The following is a 21755-nucleotide window of genomic DNA, read 5'->3' on the forward strand; positions in this document are numbered from 1 at the left end:
GTATCGGGCGGGGCGCCGCACCCCAAGGAGAGCGCACGCCATGACCCACATCCAGCCCGCGTTCGACGGCACCGAACTCGCCGCCCCGGCCCCCGCCAAAGCACGCCGCATAGTCGACGACTTCGAAGCCTGGGTCACCGAGGTCTGGGACGCGTTCGTCGCAGTCGCCGACACCGGCCAGCCGTTCACCGTCGACGAGGTCGCCCGCAAGAAGAAGCTGCCCGACCCGCCCTGCCCCAAGTCGCAGTGGGGGTCGCTGCCCGCCCGCCTGCAGAACGCGGGCGTCATCCGCCACTACGGCTACGGCGGCAGCGAACGCGCCCACCTCAGCCTCGTGCACGTGTGGATCGGCGTCCCGGCCGAGCACCGCGAAGCCGTCGCCCGCCGACGCCGCGAGGACCGCCGCGCCGCCCGCGCCGGACGCCGGAGGGCGGCCGCATGAGCCCGGTCACCCTCGCGCTGACCGCGGCCCTGTCGGCCTACATCGTCTACCGGTTCTTCACGCTCGCACACGACAACCGGGCCGCGCTCCAGCGCCGCATCGCCGCCGCCGAAGCCCGCCTGGAGCGCCGGGACGCGCTGCCCGAGGAGAACTTCCTCCTCCGCCGCGAGCCTCTCGATGACGACCCGGCCGCGGCCGACGCGCGGGCCCTCGCCGAACACGACCTCGCCATCTGCCAGCAGATCCTCAAGCACACCGAACAGGGGGAACGATGAGCACCAAGCCGCTGCCGCCGCACGGCAGCACAGCGCGCGCCAAGGGCCGACCTGCCGCGGGAATCAAGGGATGCCCCTGCCTGCCCTGCCGCGACGCCGAGAACCGCTACAACAAGCGGCGCCGTCTCCTCAACGGCACCGGCCGCACGTTCATGGTTCCCGCAGCCCCCGTCGCCGACCACCTGCGCGCCCTCTTCGCGGCGGGCGCCGGATGGAACCAGCTCCGCGACGTAGCCGAGTCGTCCAACGCGACCATCAGCGCCATCCTTCACGGCAAGGTCAAGCAGATCCGCCGCACCACCGCGAACAAGTTCCTGGCCATCCGGCCGGGCGACGCCACGCCCCCCGGCCGCCGCGTACCGGCCATCGGGGCCATCCGGCGGACGCGGGCACTCCTGGCCATCGGCCACACCTGCAAGGCCATCTACGGGGCGACCACCGTCGAGCACACTCAGGTCAGCGAACTGGTCACCGGCCGCACCGACACCGTGGCCAAGCACGTTCATGAACGAATCGCCGAGGGCTACGCCAAGCTCGCCGGCATTCCCGGCACCTCGGCCCGGTCCCGTAACCGGGCCGCGCGCGAAGGCTGGCCACCGCCCGCCGCCTGGGACGACATCGACGATCCTGCTTGCGTTCCGGACGCGGGCCGCGACGACGCCGAACTGGGCCGACGCGAACTCGCCGCCCTCCGCCGCGAAGAGATCACGCATCTCGCCGCCTACAGCATCCCCGAACACGAGATCGCCGAGCGCCTCGGCATGGCCCCCGCCTACGTCCACGACCTCATCCGCAACATGAGGAGCGCGGCATGAGGGCCGACGGCTGGCGCGACGAGGCGGTCTGCGCCCAGACGGCCCCTGACGTCTTCACGCCCGAGAGCTACTCCGATGCCGACGTGACCAACGCCAAGAAGGCCTGCGCGGGCTGCCCCGTGCGCCGGCCCTGCCTCGACGCCGCCCTCTCCGAAGAGGCGGGCCAGCACTTCCGGGAGCGAGCCGGCGTGCGCGGCGGCACCACACCCCGCCAGCGGTGGCAGATGCAGCAGCGAGCCGCCGTGTGAGAGCCCCCGGCCGGCCCCGCGCACCACCCGCGAGGCGGAACCAGGCGTCCCGATTGTCAGGTGCGTCCGGCACCCTCCGCGTATCCGACCGCTCCAAACGAAAGAAGCACGCCGTGACGTTGGACGCCATGCACTGGGTGTGGTCCCAGTCCCAGTCGAGAGGCAACGCCCGGCTCGTCTTGCTCTATGTGGCGGACCAGGTGCGGACCTCGGCGTGCGAGGTGCGGGTCGGCCAGCGGGAGCTGATGCGTGCCATGAACACCCCGTCCAAGGGCACCGCGGAGAAGGCCGTCAAGGCGGCTGAGGATCTCGGCGAACTTGAGGTTCTGGAGCGGGGAGTGGGGCGCCGGGCGGCGCTCTACAAGCTGCCGAAGGCGGTCGGATTCGTGCGAGAGGCCGTTCGTAGCGCCCCGGAATCCGGGGCACAAGAATCGGCTAGCGCCCCGGATTCCGGGGCACAAACTGACGATCAAGGTTCCCGTAGCGCCCCGAAAACCGGGGCACAAAAAAACCGTAGCGCCCCGGTTCTGAGCCGTAGCGCCCCGAAAACCGGGGCACTTCCCCATACCCAAACTACGCAGGCTGGTACGGAGGCCGGACAGCCCGACGCCTTCGCCCGCTGCCAGCCCCTCGTCCGGGCCATGACCGAAGCCGGGATCACCGTCAGCTGGAGCATGAAGGCATCCGACTGGCTCGACATCGCCGCGATCGTTCAGCACGCCGGCGTACCCGCCATGGTGGCCTTCGCCCGCGACACCAAGAACGCCACCAGACAGCCCATCCGTTACGCCACGTTCTTCCTCCGCGGCGGATGGCGGGGGCTTCCTCCTGCTGCAACTCCACCGCCGCCGCAGGCCGATTCGGATGTGAAGCCGCCCCACTGCGGTGATCCGGACTGCGACCCCGTCACCCGCTACCGCGAAGTCGAGCACGACAACGGCATCCGGTCCCTCAAGCGCTGCCCCGACTGCCACCCCTCCCGTAAGGAGCACCGAGCCGCATGACCGACGATCAGTACGACGCCATCGAGCGCGTCCCGCCGAACGACCTGGCCGCCGAACAGGCCGTGCTTGGCGCGATGATGCTCAACCCCAGCGTCATCGACCCCGTCATCGCCTCTGTCGAGCCCGAGGACTTCTACCGCCCCGCCCACGAGACGATCTTCACGGCGATCTGTGACCTGTACGGCCGCAGCCGAACCCCGAAGGTCGACCCCATCACCGTCACCGCCGACCTCACCGAACAGGGCCTGATCCAGAAGGTCGGCGGCGCTTCCTACCTGCACACCCTCGTGCAGACCGTGCCGGTCACCGGGCACGCCGACGAATACGCCGAGATCGTCCACGAGCAGGCGCAGCTGCGGCGCGTCATCGAAGCCACCACCCGGGCCACCGCCCGCGCCTATGCCGCCGGTGGCGCCGCCGCAGAGATCCTCGACGACGCCATGGCCGAGCTGCAGTCCGCCGCCACCGGCGTCTCCGCGGTCGAAGTCAAGCTCTCGGTCGGCGACCGGTGGGCCGCGTTCCTCGACGAGCTGGAAGCCGGCAAGGACCCGCGCGCCCTGGACACGCCCTGGCACGACCTGAACGACGCCATCGAACTCAAGCCCGGCCAGCTCGTCACGGTCGGCGCGGCCACCGGCGGCGGCAAGTCGCTGCTGGGCATGAACCTCGCCGCGCACGTGGCCCTGACCCGCGCCCGGCCCGTCCTGGTCGCCTCGATGGAGATGGGCGGCTCCGAGCTGATGGCCCGGCTGACCGCCGCCGAGGCATCGGTGACGCTGGACCGGCTGATCCGCCGCAAGCTGGACGACAGCGACTGGACAAAGATCACCAAGGCGTCCGACCGGCTGCAGAACGCGGGCAACTTCATCCTCGACGACTCACCCAACCTGACCCTGTCGAAGATCCGGGCCCGGATGCGGTGGATGTGCTCCACCGGCCACCCGCCCGCCATGGTCGTCGCCGACTACCTGCAGCTGATGACCCCCGAAGGCTCCACGTCCACGACGAACCGGGCCCAGGAAGTCGCCACGCTCTCCCGCGGACTCAAGCTCCTCGCGATGGAGTTCGAGATCCCGATCGTGGCCCTGGCCCAGTTCAACCGCAACGCCGTCGGCCGGCAGCCGATGGTCTCCGACTTCAAGGACTCCTCCGCCATCGAGCAGGACTCCAACGTGATCGTGCTCATGCACCGGCCGCTCGCCGAGGACGGCACCGACACCGGGCCGCGCGCCGGAGAGATCGACCTGATCATCGCGAAGAACCGCAACGGCGCCTCCGGGCGCATCATCCCGCTCGTCTTCCAAGGCCACTTCGCCCGCCTGCGGTCCCTCGGCCGCGAGCACTGAGAGGTTGCGATGACCGACACCTGCCCCGCCTGCTGCCGCCGCCGGATACCTCCGTGCGCCGAGCGCCGACGCGGCAACCAGATCGCGCACGGCTACCGCTGCCCCGGCTGCGGCCACCAGTGGGCCACCGCCCGCCAGCTGCCCGCCTACTCCGACATCCACCGCCGCCGCGCCGGGCGGCAGACCCGAGAGGCCGCCTGATGACCGTCCGCCCCACCGCTTCGACGATCACTGATGCCCAGCTCGATGACCTGTACCGCGACAGGGACGCGCTGCGGGTGGCTGTCCGCAAGCTGATGGCCGCCGGCCGCCGTGACGCCGCGGCAGCCCCGCAGGAGGCCCTGAGTGCCCGCGAGACGGCCCGGGAGGGCTCCGGTGGCGCCAGGCATGCCCGGACTGCCGACAGGCCGTCAGAGAGGCGCCCAGCGCCGCCGGTTGGTCAGCGCCCCGCCGAGACGGGCCCCGGAACCGCCCTGGGCGGCCCGCAGAGCGCCGCGCGGGCGCCGGAGGTCCCCGACTGCCCCGAGCCCCGCGAGAAGGCCGCAGGCGGCCACACAGAGCTTCACGCCCTCCTCGCCCGCCTGATCACCGACGCCGCGCACCACGCCCGGTGCGCCGAACGCTGCCGCGAGCTGCGCCGCCCGAGCGATATCCACGACGGGTTCGCTGCCGGCTTCACCGCGGCCGCCTGCTACACCGCCGACCTGATCGCCACCGGGGCGCTGCAGTGGCGCGGCGGCCACCACGTACCCGCCGACGACGAAGCCGCCGCCGCGCACCTGGCCGACGGACTCGCCGGCACGGCGCCCGAGCGGGCCCAGCAGATCCTGCGGGCCATCCGCGGGGAGGCCGCCTGATGCCCCGCGTGATCCGCGCCCGGGACGTTGGCGAGGCCCTCGCTGCCGGCGGCTACGAGCCGTCCGAGTACGACCCGCGGCACGGCTGGGAGCCCGGCTACCGGGCCGTCCAGGCCGGGCGCCGCCAGGTCAACGTCTTCCACGACGGACCCGGCGAGGAGGCCGGGCTCGATGCGTACACCACCGAACTCCGTGCTCACGGCTACCACGTCGTCCCCGACCAGATGCCCGGCGGCGGCAGGCGCCGCCTGCACGTCACCCGCCCCTGACAAGGAGAAACCCATGACCGACCACACCGAAACCGACCCCTACGCCGACTCGCCCGACGCCGGAGACGACTCCGCCTGCGACTGCGGCGGAGCCTGGCACGCCCGCAAGCAGCACTGCGTCGACTGGCCGTGCCCCGGATGTGACCGCATCTGCCCGCCCGAACCCGGCACGTCCGTCCTCTGACCCGCCCTGGGGCGGCGGACAGCTGCCGCCCCGCCCGCACGACCGCAAGGAGACCGCCGTGACCGATGTCAACCCGACGTGCAGCATGTGCAATCGCGACCTTCGCGATGACGAGTGGGGCCGGGCCGGGTGCCGCATCTGCCAGGAGCGCGGCACCGAGATGCTGCGCGCGCTGCCGGGCCTGTACGACCAGCTCGGCGACCTCCTGGAGCCGGGGTCCGGGCGGGGCGGCGGGCGCGTAAGCGGAACGAAGGGCGCGCCGCTGCCGTGCTCGCTGCACGTACTCGATCTGCGGGCCCGCGGCGGGCTGGTGACCGTTCTCGCCGACTGGGAGGCCGCCGTGCGCGACGAACTCGGCTACGAGGCGGCCGGGTTCCGGGGCGACCTGCGGCAGACCCTCGCCGGTACGGTCGCGTTCCTCGCCGCCAACACCCCGTGGATCTACGCCAGCTTCAGCGGCGCCGCCGACCTGCACCACGAGATCCGCGCCCACCACGGGCACGCCCAGCGGCTCGTCACCGGCGAACAAGCGGAATGCAAAATCCACGTCGCGTGCCCGTGCGGCGCCACCCTGTCGATCACCCTCACCACCCCCGGCCGGCAATGCGCCCGCTGCGGCACCCAGCACACCTGGCAAGACCTCCGCGACCTGCCGCTCGCCGACCGGGACGCAGCCTGACTACCACGAAGGAGCACCCGATGGGCCAGTCCACTGACGCGATGCTCGTCTACGGCTACCACCTCGGCGGAGGTGACAGCGGATGGGAGCTCGAAGGCCTCGGCAAGTACGGGGAACTGCCCGAACTGCCCTGGTACGGCCCCGAGGACGACTTCCAGACGGCGGCCGAGCGGCACCTGCTCGCCACGCTCACCGGCTTCACCGAAACCTGGGAGCCCGGCAAGGACGGCTACTTCCAGCGCGAGCGGGAGGCCAGGGCCACGCTCGGCGTGGAGTTCGAGACGCACTGCTCCGACCGCTCCCCGATGTACCTGCTGATCGCGGTGGGCGTCACCGCCCACCGCGGCTGCGCCACCCCGGTCGGCTTTACACAGTTGGCCGACGAGGTGACGCGACAGGGCGCCGACGCCAAGCTCCGCCAGGCCCTCGACGCGCTAGGGATCAGGCCCAGGCAGAGGCGGCCGGGCTGGCTGCTCTGCTCGTGGTGGGGCTGACGCAGCACGGCGCCCCGCCCACACGCGTCGATCTTCCGTTGTCAAAAAGAGCGCATTTCCGCGCTTCGCCTCGGGCGCCAGGCTGCACAGGCCTACCGTCGGCCGTATGGATATGGATACCGCGCACGCCGCGGCGCTGGAGCAGATCGTCGTCAAGTACCGCCACGCCATCGAGGGCGGCGACCCGTGGTCCGGTGACAGCCCCCTCGACGCAGACACGTTGCACGCCGTATCGCTGGGAGCGGCCACCACATACGAGCTCGGGAAGCTGGCCGCCGACCTCGACGATCCCTCAACCCGTCAACTCCGCCTTCAGGAACTGCTGGCCACCGCCTTCGCGCACGGCTTCAACACAGCCAGCACCTACCAGGTCAGCAGCGGACCGAATCTGTAACGCTGCGCGGCTACTCCGCCGGTAGCCGCCGGGCCACGTTCGCTGACCACCTGCGGGCCAGCCTCGCCGCCTCGTCGCCGCCCCGCCCGTAATGCGCCAGCAGCGCCACTGCGGCCCGCGCCTCGCCCGCCGTGATGACGGGCAGGCGCGGGCCAGTCGATCTGCGCACGAAGAGGTTCGAGTTCCACTGTCCTCCTTGTTCCGCGCGTCCGGTGCCGCCCCGGTACAGGCCCGGCGGGTGCTGGAGCGGGCGCATCAGGTGCTGCGCCGGTACGTGCAGTGACGGAACAGCCGCGGTCAGGATGGCGGGCCGCTTTCTTTGCCCCACCCTCTTGCGGCTTCCAGATTTGGAAGCTAGCTTGGTGTTGTGAGGTCAGGGGAATAGCCCCAGGCCCCGCCGGAAGGAACCGGCCCATGAACACCACCGCTGCCGCACTCGAAGCCCGCGTCACCGTTGCCACCGTCCGCACCTGGTGCCGCATCGGAGCCGTCGCCGCCGCCAAGCGCGCCGGCCGCTGGGTCATCGACGCCGCGTCCCTCGCCCACCGCATCGCCCTCGGCGCCCTCAAGCGCCCCGCCCGCAGGCCCGCCGCGGTCGTCTACTCGGTCGAGACGATGACCGCGATCGGCGGCAGGCGCTGGCAGCGCGGCGACAAGGACCGCGTCTACCTCAACGACTGGGCCGCCTTCGCCGGGCTGGAGACCGACCACTACAACACCGGCAACATCTCCTCCGCCTCCTGGCAGGGCGAGGCCATCTCCAACTCGCAGGCGTACAAGCTGCTCGCCACGCTCGACAAGGTGTGGTTCGACACCGCCGACGGCAAGCTGCACGGCCGCTACGGCGTCACCGAGTCCCGCGTCGCCTCCCGCGAAGAGGTCTGGGCCGCCGTCGTCGCCGGGATCCGCGCCGCCATCGCGGCCCTCTGACACCGACACCGCCACGTCCGCTCCGTCCCGAAGGGGGACCGGCATGACCACCACCACGATCCGCGTCATCGAGTGCACCAGCCCGGACGAGCTGTACCGCCAGTACTCCGGCCAGAGCGAACCCCAGCCCTGCTACATCGAACTGGACCTGCGCGAAGGCGTCCTGCTCGCCAGCTACAACGCCGAGATCGGCAACGCCGTGCCGTTCAGCGTCCACTACGGCTTCGACCGCCGCTACGACATTCCCCTGCTGCACGCCGAGGCCGCCAACCAGGCCCTGCGCGACGTCACGCCGCTGGCCGACCGCATCCTCGCCGACTGGGAACAGGTCTGGGACGGCAACAACCTGGTCGCCCGCCTCGGGAAGGACGCCCAGGCCGCCGAGGAGGAACTGGACGCGCTGCTGGAGGACCGCTTCGCCGAATCGGACCAGGTGACCGTCTGGGACGTGGACAGCGCCACCAACGGGTGCGAGGCCGACGAGTACAGCATCACCGCCGAGACGACCGACGACCGTCTGGACGAGATCGAGGAGCAGATCCGTCAGGACCTGGCCGGCGTGAGCGGCAGCGGCAGCAGCGTGGTCGTGCTGGAAGGGGTGAACGACTACCTGCGGCGGCTGCGCGACGGCCTCGGCGAGGACGACGCCTGAGACCCTCCGCGACTCTTCACCCCCGCGCCGCCCCGGCCACCACCGGGGCGGCATCACCTTGGAGAACCGATGACTGAGTACACCGACCCGCCCGGCATGCCCGAGGACGAACGGATGACCGACGCCGAGTTCCGCGTGGTGCGCGAGTACCTGGGGCTGACCCCCGAGTGGCTGGCCGGCCACCTCAAAGTGTCCGCGCGCACGGTCCGGCACTGGGAAGCCGGTAAGTACCAGATCCCGGACGGGGTGCGCCTGGAGATGGAGGACCTGGAGCAGCGCACTGGCGAGTTCATCGCCGGGGCCGCTGAGAAGCTGCAGGACCTCCCGGAGCCGGGGCTGATCACCTACCGGACGGATGCCGAGTACTGGTCGGCGCACCCCGAGCTGGACCCGCTGTTCCCGGCCTCCTGGCACCGCGCGGTCGTCGCCCGTATCGCCCTGCAGGTACCGGCACTGGCCATCGCGTATGCAGATGCCGTGGCCGCGCAGGGGGTTCCGGTGTGACCAGGCCAGTGACCACAGCGGAGCCATGCAAGGCCTCTGGCCGCACCTGCGGAACCCCAGCAGGATGGCGCAAGGGCGGCCGGTGCCCCCGCTGCCGCAAGGCGCACAACGAGGACACCGCGCGCTACCGGCGCCAGCGCACCGCCCCCGACCCGGCGCTGCTGGACCACATCGCCACGCGGATCGCGCAGGGGGAGGACTTGCCGCCTGTCGCCCGTGAACTGGGTCTGTACCCGCGCAGCGTGCGGGCGGCGGCGGCCGACCACCCACGGCTGGCCGCGGCCCTGGCGAACACCGAGCAAGAGCGGGCCGGTCAGCATGAGTTAAAAGACGTCGTGGCCTACCTGCTGACCCTGACTGAGCCCCGGACGGGAGCCGGCCCGCAGCAGACGCCCGATGAGCTGGCCCTGTGGCGCACCACGCCGGGGTTCACCGAGCTGGAGCGCCGGATGATGCAGAAGACATGGAAGCCGCGCCGAAAACGCACCGTCGTGGAACTGACCGCGTTCGGCGAGACGAAGCCAGCTCTGACCTGGGGCCGCGATCCGCGCGCGGCAGTGGAGGGGCAAACCATCAAGGCGCGTTACCTGGCCGGCATGACGGCGGAAGAAGCGATCACCAGTCCGCCCGGAACCCGCATGCCGCGCGCCGAAGAAGAATCATGCCCTGCGGGTTCCTTCTGCGGAACGCTCAACGGTCCACAGTACGGCGGCTCCTGCCCGCGCTGCCGTGAGGCGGTAGCCGTCAAGGAGCGCTCCCGGCGGCGGCCGCCGCCGGACGGGGACACGGCCGCGGTGATCGCTGCGTACCAGGCCGGTGAACCGATCAAAAGCATCGTGGAGACATTCGGCCTGTCCGCTAAAGAGCTCTCCCGTCTGGCCCGGAAGTATCAAGCTCGCAGGTCCCCGGCCGCCGGGCCGCAGGAACAGAAAGAGGCGGCAGTGGCCCGGCAGCAGGAGCGTGTGCTGCACATCATGCGGTCGGGAGACGTGAGTCTCAGCGCGGCGGCGCGCCAACTGGGCCTGAAGGCGGGCAGGGTTGTGGCCTGGTCCCAAAGAGACCAGGACTTCGCCGCCCGTGCGAAGGAGGCCGCGGATCAGGGCACACAGGCGGCGAAGGAGCGGTTCCTGTCCGCCTTGTCGGCTGGCAGGCCACTGGAGCAAACCCGGCGTGAGGCGGGTGTGACGTGGTACCGGTGCGAAGCCTGGTGCCGGTCGGACCCGGACTTCGCGGACCGGTTCCGCCAGGTGCATCCGTGGCCGAGCGTTCGTGAAGGGCGAAAGAAGCCCTAGCTGTGGTGCGGGGCTTGACCGGCTGGATGCCGGCACTCGTGGATGTGTAGGCCCGGCGGCGCATCGGCTTCGAGTTCTCCAACGGCAAGGAGTGGATCGCAGGCCCCCTGACCTCCATCCTCGCCGTGAAGAAGAACCGCGGCTGAACACGACGAAGCCCCCGCCCGGAAGTCATCGGGCGGGGGTCTTTCGCGCTGTCCTACAGGGCCGGCTGACCGGAGCCGGGGCAGGTGCCCCGGTCGTCGGCCGGCTGGTGGGTGGTCGTCGGCTCGCCGGGCTCGGAACCCACCCAAGCCCCGCATACCGGGCAGCTGCCGTCACATCGCGCTGGGTCGCACCGCATGGCGCCTCCCGCATTGGAGGCTCCCAGCGTGCCCGCGACGGCATCTTGGTCACCAGGGCGCGCGCAGGGTCAGAAGGCGGACTGCAGCTCCGAAGACCGGCCGCCCCGCTCCTGCCCCGCCCGCGCCGAGTACTCGAACAGCAGGAAGCCCCGGCCGCCACTATGGAAGACCACACCCGTGCCTGGGTGCGCCGTCGGCCGCGTCGACGTCGCCCCGTCCGAATAGCCGTAGGTACGCGCGATCTCCGCGCTACCCGAGTTCGCCAGCACCGCCGCAAGATACGCCTCCGCCCGCAGCGGAGACACCTTGCCGCCCTCGTACAGGTCCGGCACCGGCACATCGGACGGCGGCTCCCCGGTCACCGGCACCTCCGGCTCCTCCCAGCTGTGCCCAGGCGGCATCTGGCACATCACCGCCACCCACAGCTGGGCACCCGACGAGAACACCACGCGCACACCGAAAGGCCGCTGCACCCCCTCCTGCCACGCCTCGGCAGCCTGCACGTCAGGCGCCTTGGTGAGCGTCTCGATCACAAAATCCTGGAACCGCTGCGGACGCATGACTGTGGACTTCCCTCCGGCGTGTGATGACCGTGCGAGCCTAGCGAGAAACGATGGACCGATAGCTCAATGGCACGAAGGACCGATGGTTCGACAGCGAAACCCCGGCCGCCCATGCCCTGCAGGCCAGGCGGCGACGCCGAAGCGCCGCCGCGGACGGGGGCGGTCAGGCCGCGCCCAGCTCCGGCTGGTCGTACCGCAGGGGCGCGACACCGCCGAGCCTGCGGTGGAGATACTGCAGGCCCCGGACCGTGATGCGGATCTGGGGCCGGGCCAGCATCACCTCGCGAGTCTGCGGATGCAGGTACGTCTGGGGGCGCTCCGTGAGGTGCGCCGCGTGCTTCGCGTAAGGGGTGCCGTTGCGGTCGACCATCCCGAGCGTCCGGATGAACTTCATGAGCCGCTGCTGCCCCGTCGAGATCGCGGGGTCACGGTTCAGAATGAACGCCGCGTCGCGCAGGCAGTAGTCGCCCGACGCGTCGGCGAGGACGTTCCACGCGGCGGCCGGGGCCTCCAGCTCCTTGACCTTCGACTCCAGCGCCTTCGCCTCGCGGACCTTGCCGAGCAGGGCGACGAGCGCCTCCTCGTAGTCCTGGGGGAGTGCGGGAGTCGTCTCCGCCTCGCGGGTCTTTACGGCGAAGTACGTCTGCGCGGCTGCGATCTCCGGCTTACGAGGGTCGCCGTTCATCGCGACGAGGTAGGCGCCGTAGCGCGACAGCTCCCAATCTGCGGTGGATCGCTGCTGGCCACGGGCGTTTTTCGTGATCTTCGCGGAGCTGCGAAAGTGAGCCGCCGGGTTCACGCCGGAGTTCTCTGCGGCGGCGATCGCGCGCTCGATGACGCCCTCGAACCGCTCCCAGCGGTCGTAGGCCATGGTCGGCTGGAGGTCGCGGGCAGGCCAGTATTCGGACCCGTCCGGACGTGTCTGCTTGAGGTGCTCGAACGGGGATTGCCCAGTTGATGCGACGATGGTCATGGTCTCTCCGGTCTGTTTGGACACAGCGGATTGATCGACTGGGGCCCGCTCGGTACTTGGCGGTTCGGGGCGGGCCCTCGCTTCGAAGGTAGGTGTTCGTTGGGTGCTCACGCAATAGAAACCCAAAAAGGTTGCATGAACACTCAAGGCCCGGCACACTCGCGACATGGAACGGGACTGGAGACGGCTCGCTGACGCGATCAAGCGGGCGCGCGAGTCTGCTGGCATGACGCAGGTTGACCTCGCCAAACGCGCCGACATGTCCGAGAGCAGCGTGCAGAACTTGGAATCAGGGCTGCCTCGCACCCGTATTCCTCGCACCTTGGCGAAGGTCGAGGAGGCGCTCGGATGGGCAGCCGGCTCCGGCGTTGAGATCCTCGACGGCGCCGCCGGGCCTGTCTCCATCAGCAAGGAAGCGGAGGGGTTCCACATCGCCAAGCTCTCGGAAGACGAGCTACAGGATGCGGTCACCATGTCGGCCATCGCCGTCACCGACAACCTCACCGCGCGCGAGATTCGTGAACTCTCGCAGCGGATCGTGGCGGAACTGAAGCGACGCGGCGCCCTGGACGCATGACGAAACCCCGCCTCGACGGGGCCCGGTTTTCTAGTGCACGCGCAAGAGAGGACGCTAATCTGGTGTCTCATCCCGACCTGGAGGACGGCTATGCCGGAGCCGATCGATGTGCAAGCAGCCGCGAACCTCCGTGACTGGGCGGACCGCGAGCGTGAGCGAGCCCCCGAACTGGCCCACATCCTCGACGCCTTCGCGGCTAACGGCTTGCCGACCCCGGATGAGTGCACCCCCTGGGAACAGGTGCGCGACGAGCAATATGCGCGGCTCGGGATCGTGGTTGACTCGTGGCATGTCGCCTAAGCATGGTCCACGACGCGCCAACGTGACCTTCGGCGACGCTGCGCAGCGGCAGATCCGGCGACTCAACATTCCGGAAACCATCGCCGTTGACCGTGCCATCGTCGCGATACAGACCGATCCCGGCATCGGTACGGAAGTGCCCGGCAACGCCCCGTGGCGCGAGTATCGCGAAGAAGGCGCCAGCACGCGCGTCATCTACTACGCGACCACCCTCGGAACCCAGATCGTCGTCGCGTACATCGAAGCCTGATCGCAAGAGGCCCGCCCGGATGCCGGGCGAGCCTCTTGCGTGTTCGCTCAGCGCGCCAGCGCGCCGTCCAGGTACTCCTGCACCGGCCCGAACAGCCCGTAGGGCACGTACTCGCCGATCTCCGAGTGCGCGACCCACGCCACCTCGGCCAGCTCCTCGTCGTCCGCCACATGCGCCTCGCCGGAGACCACCGAGCAGGCCGTGTACGACATCGAGCGCCCCGTCTTCGGGTGGACGCGCTCACCGATCAGCTCGGTCGCCGCGACGGTGAGACCGGTCTCCTCCAGCGTCTCGCGCCACCGCGGCCCGCTCGGCGGACTCGCCAGACTCGATCGCGCCTGCGGGGAACTGCCAGACGAGGTCCCCCTCGGGCACCCTGCGGCGGATCAGTAGCACGCGGCCGTCGCTGACGATGACCGCGGCAGCGACGGCGGGCTCGGTGGTGGTCATGCCGCCTGCTCCACTTCTGGCGTCTCATCGGTACGCACCGTCTGGGGTGGGAGTGGGTAGTTGTCGGCGATGTCGAGGACGATGGGAAGCACCGCCGCGTGGAAGTACTCGTGGCCGCGAACCGGCTCGACATTGGCGAGCGCCAGCGCGGCGAGCGTTGCCTTTTCTACCTGTCGAGCAGCGCCCGGCGGGAGGTTCCGCATGAGCCGCACCGTGATGTGGTATCCATCTCGGGCATGGGTGGCCAGGCGGGGGCGAGAGTCGCCGGAAGTGATTCCGAACTTCACGGTCTGGTTCTCGTCATCGAGGACGACGTAGAAGGCGTCCCAGGTCTTGCCCATACAGAGCCTGCAGATACCTCCGCCTTGCTGTACGGCTGTTGGCCGCGGTGTGCTCTCATGTCCGGCTGCACACCGAACGCGGTGAGGTGTCTTCACTCCGAGCCATGCGGTTTCAAGGACCGTGCCGCCCAGCTCTGCGACACGTGCCCGGAATTGGGCCTCGGAAATCTTCGGATCGTTTCCGGCGCAGGCCCGGCAGAGCCCCTGTCCGCGCAGCACGCTGTTGGGCCGCTGCTTCACTTCATGCCCGGCGGCGCACTGGATGCGGTGCAGCTTGAGCGACCCGAGCCACCTCGGCTCAAGGACCGCGCCGCCCAGTTCCTCGACACGGGCCCGGAAGGCAGCTTCCGCCACCCGCGAGTCCGTCCCCGCGCAGGTCTTGCATATTCCGTCACCCTGCTTCACGTCGCTTGGTCGAGGCCTGCCCTCGTGCCCGGCGGCGCAGAGAACCCGGTGAGGGCGGTCGGCGCCAAGCCACCGGGTTTCCAGGATTGTTCCACCCAGCTCTGCTATGCGGGTACGGAAAGCCGCCTCGGCTACACGTGGGTCATTGCCGGAACAGGTGCGGCACATGCCGCCACCGGCAAGTACATACCTCGGTCGGGGAGCGCATTCGTGACCTTTAGCGCACAGGACGCGATGACGATTCAGCACTCCGAGCCATTTCGGCTCAAGAACACGGCCGCCTAACTCCTCGACTCGGGCCCGAAACTCGGCCTCGCGGGCAAGCGAGCGAGCGGGCCTGGTCACCGCACCTGCCCGTACTGCCAGTTGCTGCCGGTCCCGCGATACTCCGATACGGGGATCGGCTCAACACCTTCTCGCATCCGACTCCGGTAGAGCCGGCCATGCAGATGGTCGACCTCATGAGCGACGAGGCGTGCGAGGCCGCGCTCGAAGATGGTGATGCGCTCGGTGCCGTCGATATCGCAGTGCTCGACCGAGATGGCGAGGGGGCGGGGGACCTTGCCGCGCACGTCGAAGAAACTGAGGCAGCCTTCGTACTGCTCATCAGTGTCGGGTGACTCCTCGACGATCCGCGGATTGAAGAGCGTGATCGAGTCGCCTTCAGGGCTGCGGACGATCGCGGCGGCCCGGTCGATGCCGATCTGCGGGGCGGCCATACCCATGCCCTTCCCGAAAACATGGACCGTAGAGGCCCTTTCGCAGGCGGAGACCAGCTCGGCGACGACGCGACGAGCATCCTCTGCCTCGGCCGGCAGGTCGAACGTTCTCGCGGCCTTCGCGAGGATCGGGTCGCCCTCCTGGACGACTCCGATGGCGCGCATTCGCTCGCTCGCCGTGGCATCGGTCATGGTCTCTGTCACCTGCCGGGACTCCTCAAGATCGGGACGTTGGCGGAACTTCCATTCGAGCCGGTACCGGGCGTGCAGTGGCGGGTCCTCCGTCGACCAGGCATAGATCCGCCGACCGCTCTCCTCGCTGCGCCGGATCGGCGTGCGAAGAGGGCCGCCCTCGGCGGTCATGGTCGTTTCGGTACCCCAAACGATGGGGTCGATCTCTGCGGGAAAGTCCAGGCGCACGCTCATGCGGTGCGTCGGGAGGCGCACCGCACGCTGGAACCATGAACCCCACTTTTGATCACTCACCGTGTAGCTGTACTCCAGCCAGGCGGATTCACCAGGGTAGAGCGGCGAGTGGTCGAACAGGAGCCATAGTTCCTTGAATGCGTCCCGATCATGCTTTACCCGCCACATCAGCGGCTCGCCGTCGATCGATGCGCTCAGGCCGATCTCTTCCCAGGTGAGCGGGTTAGCGCGGTAGTGCTGGTTCGACCGCTCGGGGTCGCCGGGGTACCGGTCAACGGAGATCCGGATCAGATAGCGGGTCACGGGATCGGGCGAGTCGTTGTACAGGCGCCGCCGCTGCGTGGCCCGGTAGACGTGGCCGTCGTAGTGGAGCGTCGTGTCCTCGTGCTCGACGATCAGGCTCGTCGCGTGCGCATCTTCGCCGTTCGGCGCGGGATGCGGTGCCACGGGGCGGCCGTGCTTCTCGATCTCGCGGAAGGCCCGGCGGATCGCGCCGCCGGCCTGCAGTACGTCGTCCGCCTTGACGGCGAACTCCCCGGAGGCGGGCAGCTGGCCGCCCTCGACCTTTGACACATAGGACGGCGTGTAGCCGACCTCGCGGGCCAGTTTGGACTGGCTCTTGCCACGCACGTCGCGCCAGTGCTTCAGCTCGGCGATGAACGCCTCGGCTGCCGCCTGCATCGCTCCCCCTGTGCCTATGAGTGATGTGTGAGTGATCGACTCTCAGACTGTCATCACAGGATCCCGACGCGGTGTGATCCGTAGCGGAAGGGTGAAGTTCCACCTTTCCAGCAGGAGGGATCGTGACGACAGCAAGTCGAAACTACGACCGCTTGGCCGGGGGCGCGGCAGGGCGTCTTGGCAGCTCGTCGGTCTCGTGTGTGAGCCAGCGCAAGAATGCGTTGATGTGCTTGTTCATGGTGGAGTCGACCGCTTTGACCGCCGCCCTCGCATCCTCGTACAGCTCTGGACTCTCGGGGCGGAAGGTGCGCGCTGGCTTGAGGTGGACTCCGGCTGGCATGGAGAAATCTTCCCACAGTGGATTGCCACGCGCTAGAGAGGGCGCTAACTTAGTGGAGTGCCACTCGGGTCGCTCCACCGGCCCGAGGCGCAGGATCGTGCTGCTCCACCAGCACCCCAAAAACAAAGGCGGCCCCGACGCTGGGACTCCACTCCCAGGCCAGGGCCTAACCACCAGGAATCTCTGAAGGGTCCCCTGATGGCTATCCCGAATTCTACGGGCCTCCCCGTAGGCGTCGCGTCACCGGCCTCGGCCACTGCCGACGCCCCCGTCCCGTACTCCCTGACCCCGGCTGCCGTGCGCCTGTCGGACGCCCCGCTGTACGAGACGAGTCTGGACTCGTCGGCGGGCCGCTACATCGACGGGTCCCCGCACCAGGTGCTCGTCGCGCAGATCAGTTACGACCCGGACACCGGCCGCCCCGAGCTGGCGTTCGACGCCGGGGGCGAGGACTGGGTGCACCTGACGCCCGACGAGCTGCGCGCCTACGTCGCGAAGGTCCGCGATCACCTGACCCGCCTGCACGCCATGGCAGACCAGTTCGAGGCGATCACGAGCGGCGAGACGGGGTGGACGTCATGACTACCGCCACCCTCTCCGCCGCGGACTTGTCCCGTCTGCCGCGCCAGCTGCCCGCGGGCAACCCGCGGTCGGACATCATCCTCGACGCGGTCGCCGATGTGCTGCGCGCGGCGGGCGAGGACGTGCACGTGGTGTACGCGGCGCACGGCGACATGTTCAAGATCGCGCCGAAGGGGGAGTCGTGACCGACTTCCGCACCCCCGAGTCTCAGGCCGACGAGGCCGTGCGCCGGGCCCGTATGGCCGGCCGCGCGGTCGCGCAGGTGCCGCCGTCGGACTCGGGCGCGGCCCGGCTGGCCGAGCACCTGGAGGAGCTGCAGAGGATCGGCTCACAGCTGCTGCCGGACGACCGCATCGCCGACGACGTCGCCATCACCGTCACGCAGCTGTCCGGCCCTGATGCCGGGCGTGTGGCCGGTGTCTTCGAGCTGCCCGATGAACTGGTGCTGCGCGTGATCCGCGCGCTGACCTCCCAGACGGCGCTGCTGTCCACGGAGGTGCACTGCTTGACCCGGGGTCTGTACGACGACGGGCGGGCGACGCCGGTCACCGGCCTCGCTCAGGACGCGGTGGACCGCCGCATCGGCCGCACGGAGCGGCCCGCACTGCACCTCGTCACCGCCGACTGACCCACCCCGGGCCCGCGCCGCCGGGCCCGGCCATCCACTCGTATCGACATATCGACAGGAGAGAGCGATGACGACCGCCGAGCTGTACGACTTGCCCGACGTCGCCCGCTACACCGCCGCGGAGGCCTACCGTGCGCAGCTGGTCACCGCCTACCACTCCAGCGGCGACCCGTTCGAGCAGCTGCGGCTGTACGCCGAGGCCGTCCGCTACGACCGCCGGCACCCCGACGAGCCGTCGGTGGCCGCCGAACTGTACGGCGCCGACCTGGGCGAGGCGGCGTGATGCGTCCCGCCGCGTGGGTCGCCCTGGCCCTGGCCGTGGCGCTGGTCGTCGCCTGCCCGGCCCTGCCGTCCGCTGCTGTGGCCGCCGTCGGATGGGTGCTGTCCACGCCGCTGGCCGCGGGCGCCGCGCTCGCCGCGACCCTCGTGTGGATCGCGATGCGGCCCGAGTACGGGCGGAGGTGGGCCCGGTGAACCTGCGCCTGTTCCGCCGCCCCGCCGAGCCCGTGCCGGAAGCCCCCGCCGACGAGCTGGCGTGGCCCGACGGCGTGGTGATGCGCTTCCGCACCCAGGGAGGCGCCCACGTCGACGTCCACACGCTGCGTTTCGCCGCGCGCTTCGACCACCGCGGCGCACCGTATGCGGCCAACGAGCCCTACGAGATCGACGGCTTCGGCTGGCGCTGCTTGGGCTGCCTCTCCGTGGCCCGAGAGGGCGACACCTACTACGAGCGCGGCTACCGCGAGCGGCGCGAAGCCCGCGACCGGGCCAACGAGCACGCGGCCGGCTGCCACTCTGTGCGCCGGCCGGAGGTGGCGTGATGGATCTGCGCGCCATCCAGGCCGCCGCAGTCGCGAACAAGCGCGCCAAAGGGCTCAACACCACCGACGTACCGCTGGAGGTCGCCCTGCTGACCGCCGAGGTCGGCGAAGCCTTCACCGCCTGGCGCAGGGACCTGCCGGACTTCGCCGAGGAACTTGCCGACATCCTCCTCTTCCTCGCCGGCCTGGCCGACATGACCGGGGTGGATCTGCAGGACGCGGTCGAACGCAAGCTGCGCATCAACGAAGCCCGCGTCTACCGCCGCGACGACCGCGGCGTGCCCATCAAGGTCACCACCCCGCCCGAACCCCGTACCTGAGAGGACAGCAATGACCACGACCACGACCCTGATCGACCGGGCCTACGACCTGTACGAGCAGAAGTACCCCGCGGGCCGCCTGTGGCGGGGATACGCGGGCGAGCCGCTGACCGGCGAGCAGGTCGCCGCGCACGCCGAAGCCGCCGCCGAACACCTCGACACCATCACCTGGAAGGTCCCCGACCCGTTCCGGCCCGGCGGCCCCGGCGCGGTCGCCGACGAGACGGCACACACCGAGTCCACGCGCTACGTCGTCGGCGCCGTCATCGAACTGCTGATCCGAGCCGCCACCGGCGCGCCCTACGCCGACGCCTGGGCCTGGCACCTGCAGCCCGGCCTCACCGCCGACGCGGCACGCGCCATGTACGCGGACGTCGCCGCGTTCGCCCGCCACTACGGGCCGGAGGCGGCATGACGACCACCGCGCCGGCCGCCGGCGGTATCGAGACGAGGATGGCCGAGGTCCGCTCGGACATCGCCCGCGCCGACACGAAGGCGTCGATCCTCCTGGCCGCCCTGGCGATCGTCGCCGGACCGCTCGCCGACCACGTCGGCGACCTCGTCCACCGCGGCTGGGCCACCGGCATTCCGGCCGTCTCCACCGCGGCCCTCGTCGGCGGCGGCGCCTGGCTCCTGCTCGACGTGGTGCGGCCACGTCTGGCCGGCGGCCGGGCCTACTTCGTCCACTACGCCCGGTGCAGTGACGAGGAACTGGAGGCCGCCCTTGCTCAGCCCGAGCTGCGTGCCGAGCTGCGCAACATCTCACGGATCTGCCACGCCAAGATGCGCCTGCTCACCGGGGCGGTACTGCTCCTCAAGGCCGCCGGACTGGTCGCGCTCCTCACCGCCGCGCTCGCGATCGGGGGTGTGTGATGCGCACCTTCTACCTGGTCTTCGGGGTCGTCGTCCCGGCCGTCCTGCTCGCTCTGTACGTCGCCGGCCTCCTCGCGGGCCGCATCCACTGACCGAAAGGACCATTCGTGTCCACGCAGACGACCCGTAAGCGCTGGGACCCGCTCGTCGCGGTGTCGCTCGTGGCCGGTGTCGGCTTCACCGCCTACGCCGAGTACCAGCTCGCCCGCGCCATCGGGGCGGCGGTACCGGTGGCGGTACTGCTGCCGCTCGCCATCGACGTGTACGTGGTGGCGGCGATCCGCCGGTCCCGCGGCCGGGACATCGCCCTGTCGCTCGTGCTGATGGGTACCGCCCAGATCGCCGCGCACCTGCTGGAGGCCCGCGTTGCGACCGTATCGGTACCGCTCGTGGCCGCGGTGTCGCTTCTGGTACCGCTCGTGATCTGGCGGGTGCACACCCTCGCGGTACCGGCCGCCAAGCCGGTACCGGTACCGCCCGCGGAGCCCGACGCAGAGGCCGTGCGCGTCACCGTTGCACAGCAGCCGGTACCGGTACCGGAGACCAGCCCGGTACCGCCTGCCGGTACCGCCGACGGGTCCCGCGAACTGCCGGTACCGGGCGGGCCGGTACCGCGCCCGGAACTGCAGGCCGTACCGGAGCCGGAGCCGCAGCACGAGACAGCGGTACCGGTACGGCGGGCACGACGCACCACCCGGTCCAGTACCGCCCGCAAGAAGATCACCGGCAGCTTCGACGAGCACGTCAGTACCGCCCGCCAATGGCTCGCCGACAACCCCGAGATGACCGGTACCGACATCGGCAACCGGCTCGGTACCGGCGACTCCTACGGCCGCCGTGTGCGCCGCGCCGCCCTCGCGTCCTGACCGCCCGGTACCGCTACTGCGGCCCGTGGCCGCGCGCGCCGGACCGCCGCCCGGTACCGCGCCCGCACTCACTTCACCGACAGGAGATGACATGGCAGCCGCCAACGGCTCCGGCGCACAGGTTCCGCCGCAGCCGAACTACCCGCCCACCAACGGGCGCCGCCCCTCCCCCTCCGAGCAGGTCCGTGCGTACCGGCAGGCGGTGGCCCAGCAGCCCTACGCCCCACCGCAGCGCACCCGCAACACCAAAATCGAGGTCAACAAGCTGAGCCTGTTGCCCGCCGACGGCCTGCTGCCGCCGATGACGTTCAGCTTCAACAAGACCGTCGTCAACGGCGGGGGAAGCAGCGCCGGAGACAGGAAGGCCCTGCCCGGCAGCGGCTTCACCAGCGACGAGGATCTGCGTGCCTTCTCCGAGGCCATCCGTAAGGACGCGCGGCCGCGGGCCGTCGAGCGGGCCCTGGACGCCGAGACCCTGGAAGGGGTCCTCCGCTCCCTGCCCGACCAGTACGGCTCCATGTCCGGCTCCCGCGCAAGGGCCCGTCGCGTGGCTCGTCCGCTGCGGCGCATCGCCGCAGCGGAGAAGCTGATCGCCAAGCAGGGGGCCCTGCTGTGGGCGATCTTCACCCGCGAGTTCGAGGCGCAGCTGGCCCAGGTCAGTAGCGGCCACCGCCGAGGCGATCCGCGCCACCGGCAGCAGCCCGGCCGCAACACCGCCTGGAAGAACTGGTGATCGATCTGCTCGTCGCCGCAGCCGCAGGGCTGGCATTCGCCCTGTGGCTGCGGGTCCGCTACTGCGTCCTGCTTGGCGACGGCCTGATCGCCGCCGCCGTCCTCTTCGTCCTGTACGTCTTCATCGCCGCCCTCGCGCGCTGACACCCCTCTCACCTGCACTGACATCTGGAGTGACA

The 21755-nt window shown here is 70.3% G+C and carries 37 protein-coding genes and 1 pseudogene; 32 read left to right on the forward strand and 6 right to left on the reverse strand.

Annotation, left to right across the window (positions count from 1 at the left end; all coding sequences use genetic code 11):
* The first annotated feature begins 40 nt into the window (after nt 1-40).
* The 13 genes from ACFV57_RS00125 to ACFV57_RS00185 all read left to right on the forward strand — a co-directional run bounded on the left by ACFV57_RS00125 (nt 41) and on the right by ACFV57_RS00185 (nt 7007).
* Nucleotides 41-442 carry a hypothetical protein gene (locus ACFV57_RS00125; RefSeq protein ID WP_385223961.1) on the forward strand — a complete coding sequence of 134 codons (402 nt, stop codon included), beginning with the start codon at nt 41-43 and terminating at the stop codon, nt 440-442.
* Complete coding sequence (locus ACFV57_RS00130) at nt 439-717, forward strand: hypothetical protein (RefSeq protein WP_385223963.1); 279 nt, start codon at nt 439-441, stop codon at nt 715-717. Before ACFV57_RS00125 ends, ACFV57_RS00130 begins: the two co-directional genes overlap by 4 nt.
* Nucleotides 714-1532 carry a hypothetical protein gene (locus ACFV57_RS00135; protein ID WP_385223965.1) on the forward strand — a complete coding sequence of 273 codons (819 nt, stop codon included), beginning with the start codon at nt 714-716 and terminating at the stop codon, nt 1530-1532. The genes ACFV57_RS00130 and ACFV57_RS00135 overlap by 4 nt, the downstream gene beginning before the upstream one ends.
* Nucleotides 1529-1780: a WhiB family transcriptional regulator gene (locus ACFV57_RS00140; RefSeq protein ID WP_385223967.1), complete on the forward strand. Its 252-nt coding sequence runs from the start codon at nt 1529-1531 to the stop codon at nt 1778-1780. The genes ACFV57_RS00135 and ACFV57_RS00140 overlap by 4 nt, the downstream gene beginning before the upstream one ends.
* Nucleotides 1781-1893: 113 nt before the next feature.
* A complete protein-coding gene (locus ACFV57_RS00145) occupies nt 1894-2784 on the forward strand; it encodes a hypothetical protein (protein WP_385223969.1) in 891 nt (296 codons plus the stop codon).
* Entirely contained in the window at nt 2781-4130 is a 1350-nt protein-coding gene (locus ACFV57_RS00150) for a replicative DNA helicase (RefSeq protein ID WP_385223971.1), read from the forward strand. Before ACFV57_RS00145 ends, ACFV57_RS00150 begins: the two co-directional genes overlap by 4 nt.
* A gap of 9 nt (nt 4131-4139) precedes the next feature.
* Entirely contained in the window at nt 4140-4331 is a 192-nt protein-coding gene (locus tag ACFV57_RS00155) for a hypothetical protein (protein WP_385223973.1), read from the forward strand.
* On the forward strand, nt 4331-4987 hold the full coding sequence (locus ACFV57_RS00160; RefSeq protein WP_385223975.1) for a hypothetical protein: 657 nt from the start codon (nt 4331-4333) through the stop codon (nt 4985-4987). Before ACFV57_RS00155 ends, ACFV57_RS00160 begins: the two co-directional genes overlap by 1 nt.
* Nucleotides 4987-5256: a hypothetical protein gene (locus ACFV57_RS00165; RefSeq protein ID WP_385223977.1), complete on the forward strand. Its 270-nt coding sequence runs from the start codon at nt 4987-4989 to the stop codon at nt 5254-5256. The genes ACFV57_RS00160 and ACFV57_RS00165 overlap by 1 nt, the downstream gene beginning before the upstream one ends.
* A 13-nt stretch (nt 5257-5269) precedes the next feature.
* Nucleotides 5270-5440: a hypothetical protein gene (locus ACFV57_RS00170; protein ID WP_385223979.1), complete on the forward strand. Its 171-nt coding sequence runs from the start codon at nt 5270-5272 to the stop codon at nt 5438-5440.
* A gap of 58 nt (nt 5441-5498) precedes the next feature.
* Entirely contained in the window at nt 5499-6119 is a 621-nt protein-coding gene (locus ACFV57_RS00175) for a hypothetical protein (protein WP_385223981.1), read from the forward strand.
* A gap of 20 nt (nt 6120-6139) precedes the next feature.
* Complete coding sequence (locus ACFV57_RS00180) at nt 6140-6613, forward strand: hypothetical protein (RefSeq protein WP_385223983.1); 474 nt, start codon at nt 6140-6142, stop codon at nt 6611-6613.
* Between the two features lie 106 nt (nt 6614-6719).
* Nucleotides 6720-7007 carry a hypothetical protein gene (locus ACFV57_RS00185; RefSeq protein WP_385223985.1) on the forward strand — a complete coding sequence of 96 codons (288 nt, stop codon included), beginning with the start codon at nt 6720-6722 and terminating at the stop codon, nt 7005-7007.
* 10 nt (nt 7008-7017) lie between these two features.
* Here the strand turns inward: ACFV57_RS00185 and ACFV57_RS00190 are convergent, their stop codons facing one another.
* Nucleotides 7018-7335: a hypothetical protein gene (locus ACFV57_RS00190; RefSeq protein WP_385223987.1), complete on the reverse strand. Its 318-nt coding sequence runs from the start codon at nt 7333-7335 to the stop codon at nt 7018-7020.
* 86 nt (nt 7336-7421) lie between these two features.
* Between ACFV57_RS00190 and ACFV57_RS00195 the strand changes: the two genes are divergently transcribed.
* The 4 genes from ACFV57_RS00195 (at nt 7422) to ACFV57_RS00210 (ending at nt 10385) form a co-directional block, all read left to right on the forward strand.
* Nucleotides 7422-7937 (forward strand): hypothetical protein, encoded by a 516-nt coding sequence (locus ACFV57_RS00195; protein WP_385223989.1) that lies wholly within the window; start codon nt 7422-7424, stop codon nt 7935-7937.
* Nucleotides 7938-7980: 43 nt separating this feature from the next.
* On the forward strand, nt 7981-8589 hold the full coding sequence (locus tag ACFV57_RS00200) for a hypothetical protein (RefSeq protein WP_385223991.1): 609 nt from the start codon (nt 7981-7983) through the stop codon (nt 8587-8589).
* A 69-nt stretch (nt 8590-8658) separates the two neighbouring features.
* Entirely contained in the window at nt 8659-9093 is a 435-nt protein-coding gene (locus ACFV57_RS00205; RefSeq protein WP_385223993.1) for a DUF1870 family protein, read from the forward strand.
* Nucleotides 9094-9101: 8 nt separating this feature from the next.
* Nucleotides 9102-10385, forward strand: coding sequence for a hypothetical protein (locus ACFV57_RS00210; protein ID WP_385223995.1), 1284 nt, complete (start codon nt 9102-9104; stop codon nt 10383-10385).
* A gap of 412 nt (nt 10386-10797) precedes the next feature.
* On the opposite strand, the gene ACFV57_RS00215 is transcribed toward ACFV57_RS00210, so the two are convergent.
* Nucleotides 10798-11289 (reverse strand): hypothetical protein, encoded by a 492-nt coding sequence (locus ACFV57_RS00215; protein ID WP_385223997.1) that lies wholly within the window; start codon nt 11287-11289, stop codon nt 10798-10800.
* 166 nt (nt 11290-11455) lie between these two features.
* A complete protein-coding gene (locus tag ACFV57_RS00220) occupies nt 11456-12265 on the reverse strand; it encodes a phage antirepressor KilAC domain-containing protein (RefSeq protein WP_385223999.1) in 810 nt (269 codons plus the stop codon).
* Nucleotides 12266-12431: 166 nt separating this feature from the next.
* Between ACFV57_RS00220 and ACFV57_RS00225 the strand changes: the two genes are divergently transcribed.
* The 3 genes from ACFV57_RS00225 to ACFV57_RS00235 all read left to right on the forward strand — a co-directional run bounded on the left by ACFV57_RS00225 (nt 12432) and on the right by ACFV57_RS00235 (nt 13392).
* On the forward strand, nt 12432-12842 hold the full coding sequence (locus tag ACFV57_RS00225; protein WP_385224001.1) for a multiprotein-bridging factor 1 family protein: 411 nt from the start codon (nt 12432-12434) through the stop codon (nt 12840-12842).
* A gap of 90 nt (nt 12843-12932) precedes the next feature.
* Entirely contained in the window at nt 12933-13142 is a 210-nt protein-coding gene (locus tag ACFV57_RS00230; protein WP_385224003.1) for a hypothetical protein, read from the forward strand.
* 22 nt (nt 13143-13164) lie between these two features.
* Nucleotides 13165-13392: a hypothetical protein gene (locus ACFV57_RS00235; RefSeq protein ID WP_385224005.1), complete on the forward strand. Its 228-nt coding sequence runs from the start codon at nt 13165-13167 to the stop codon at nt 13390-13392.
* A gap of 47 nt (nt 13393-13439) precedes the next feature.
* Here ACFV57_RS00235 and ACFV57_RS00240 read toward each other — a convergent pair.
* The 3 genes and pseudogenes from ACFV57_RS00240 to ACFV57_RS00250 form a co-directional block, all read right to left on the reverse strand.
* A pseudogene (locus ACFV57_RS00240) lies at nt 13440-13842 on the reverse strand (NUDIX hydrolase).
* Complete coding sequence (locus tag ACFV57_RS00245) at nt 13839-14537, reverse strand: hypothetical protein (protein WP_385224007.1); 699 nt, start codon at nt 14535-14537, stop codon at nt 13839-13841. Before ACFV57_RS00245 ends, ACFV57_RS00240 begins: the two are co-directional and overlap by 4 nt.
* A gap of 392 nt (nt 14538-14929) precedes the next feature.
* Nucleotides 14930-16414, reverse strand: a complete 1485-nt coding sequence (locus ACFV57_RS00250; protein ID WP_385224009.1) for a peptide deformylase — start codon at nt 16412-16414, stop codon at nt 14930-14932.
* A 538-nt stretch (nt 16415-16952) separates the two neighbouring features.
* On the opposite strand from ACFV57_RS00250, the gene ACFV57_RS00255 reads away from it, so the two are divergent.
* The 12 genes from ACFV57_RS00255 (at nt 16953) to ACFV57_RS00310 (ending at nt 21720) form a co-directional block, all read left to right on the forward strand.
* Complete coding sequence (locus tag ACFV57_RS00255) at nt 16953-17336, forward strand: DUF6907 domain-containing protein (RefSeq protein WP_385224011.1); 384 nt, start codon at nt 16953-16955, stop codon at nt 17334-17336.
* A complete protein-coding gene (locus ACFV57_RS00260; RefSeq protein ID WP_385224013.1) occupies nt 17333-17521 on the forward strand; it encodes a hypothetical protein in 189 nt (62 codons plus the stop codon). Before ACFV57_RS00255 ends, ACFV57_RS00260 begins: the two co-directional genes overlap by 4 nt.
* Entirely contained in the window at nt 17518-17964 is a 447-nt protein-coding gene (locus ACFV57_RS00265; protein WP_385224015.1) for a hypothetical protein, read from the forward strand. The genes ACFV57_RS00260 and ACFV57_RS00265 overlap by 4 nt, the downstream gene beginning before the upstream one ends.
* Nucleotides 17965-18031: 67 nt before the next feature.
* A complete protein-coding gene (locus ACFV57_RS00270) occupies nt 18032-18247 on the forward strand; it encodes a hypothetical protein (RefSeq protein WP_385224017.1) in 216 nt (71 codons plus the stop codon).
* Nucleotides 18247-18438, forward strand: a complete 192-nt coding sequence (locus ACFV57_RS00275) for a hypothetical protein (RefSeq protein WP_385224019.1) — start codon at nt 18247-18249, stop codon at nt 18436-18438. Before ACFV57_RS00270 ends, ACFV57_RS00275 begins: the two co-directional genes overlap by 1 nt.
* Entirely contained in the window at nt 18435-18785 is a 351-nt protein-coding gene (locus ACFV57_RS00280; RefSeq protein ID WP_385224021.1) for a hypothetical protein, read from the forward strand. The genes ACFV57_RS00275 and ACFV57_RS00280 overlap by 4 nt, the downstream gene beginning before the upstream one ends.
* On the forward strand, nt 18785-19105 hold the full coding sequence (locus ACFV57_RS00285; RefSeq protein ID WP_385224023.1) for a hypothetical protein: 321 nt from the start codon (nt 18785-18787) through the stop codon (nt 19103-19105). Before ACFV57_RS00280 ends, ACFV57_RS00285 begins: the two co-directional genes overlap by 1 nt.
* 10 nt (nt 19106-19115) lie before the next feature.
* The gene (locus ACFV57_RS00290) at nt 19116-19520 is read left to right on the forward strand and encodes a hypothetical protein (RefSeq protein ID WP_385224024.1); all 405 of its coding nucleotides are present in this window, start codon (nt 19116-19118) and stop codon (nt 19518-19520) included.
* Nucleotides 19517-19978, forward strand: a complete 462-nt coding sequence (locus ACFV57_RS00295) for a Pycsar system effector family protein (RefSeq protein ID WP_385224025.1) — start codon at nt 19517-19519, stop codon at nt 19976-19978. The genes ACFV57_RS00290 and ACFV57_RS00295 overlap by 4 nt, the downstream gene beginning before the upstream one ends.
* 107 nt (nt 19979-20085) lie before the next feature.
* Nucleotides 20086-20844 (forward strand): hypothetical protein, encoded by a 759-nt coding sequence (locus ACFV57_RS00300; protein WP_385224027.1) that lies wholly within the window; start codon nt 20086-20088, stop codon nt 20842-20844.
* Nucleotides 20845-20935: 91 nt separating this feature from the next.
* Nucleotides 20936-21577, forward strand: coding sequence for a plasmid transfer protein TraA (traA, locus tag ACFV57_RS00305; protein WP_385224029.1), 642 nt, complete (start codon nt 20936-20938; stop codon nt 21575-21577).
* Entirely contained in the window at nt 21574-21720 is a 147-nt protein-coding gene (locus ACFV57_RS00310; protein ID WP_385224031.1) for a hypothetical protein, read from the forward strand. Before traA ends, ACFV57_RS00310 begins: the two co-directional genes overlap by 4 nt.
* Nucleotides 21721-21755 lie beyond the last annotated feature (35 nt).

Origin of the sequence: Streptomyces sp. NPDC059788 (genome assembly GCF_042732265.1) — a bacterium.
GTDB lineage: Bacteria > Actinomycetota > Actinomycetes > Streptomycetales > Streptomycetaceae > Streptomyces.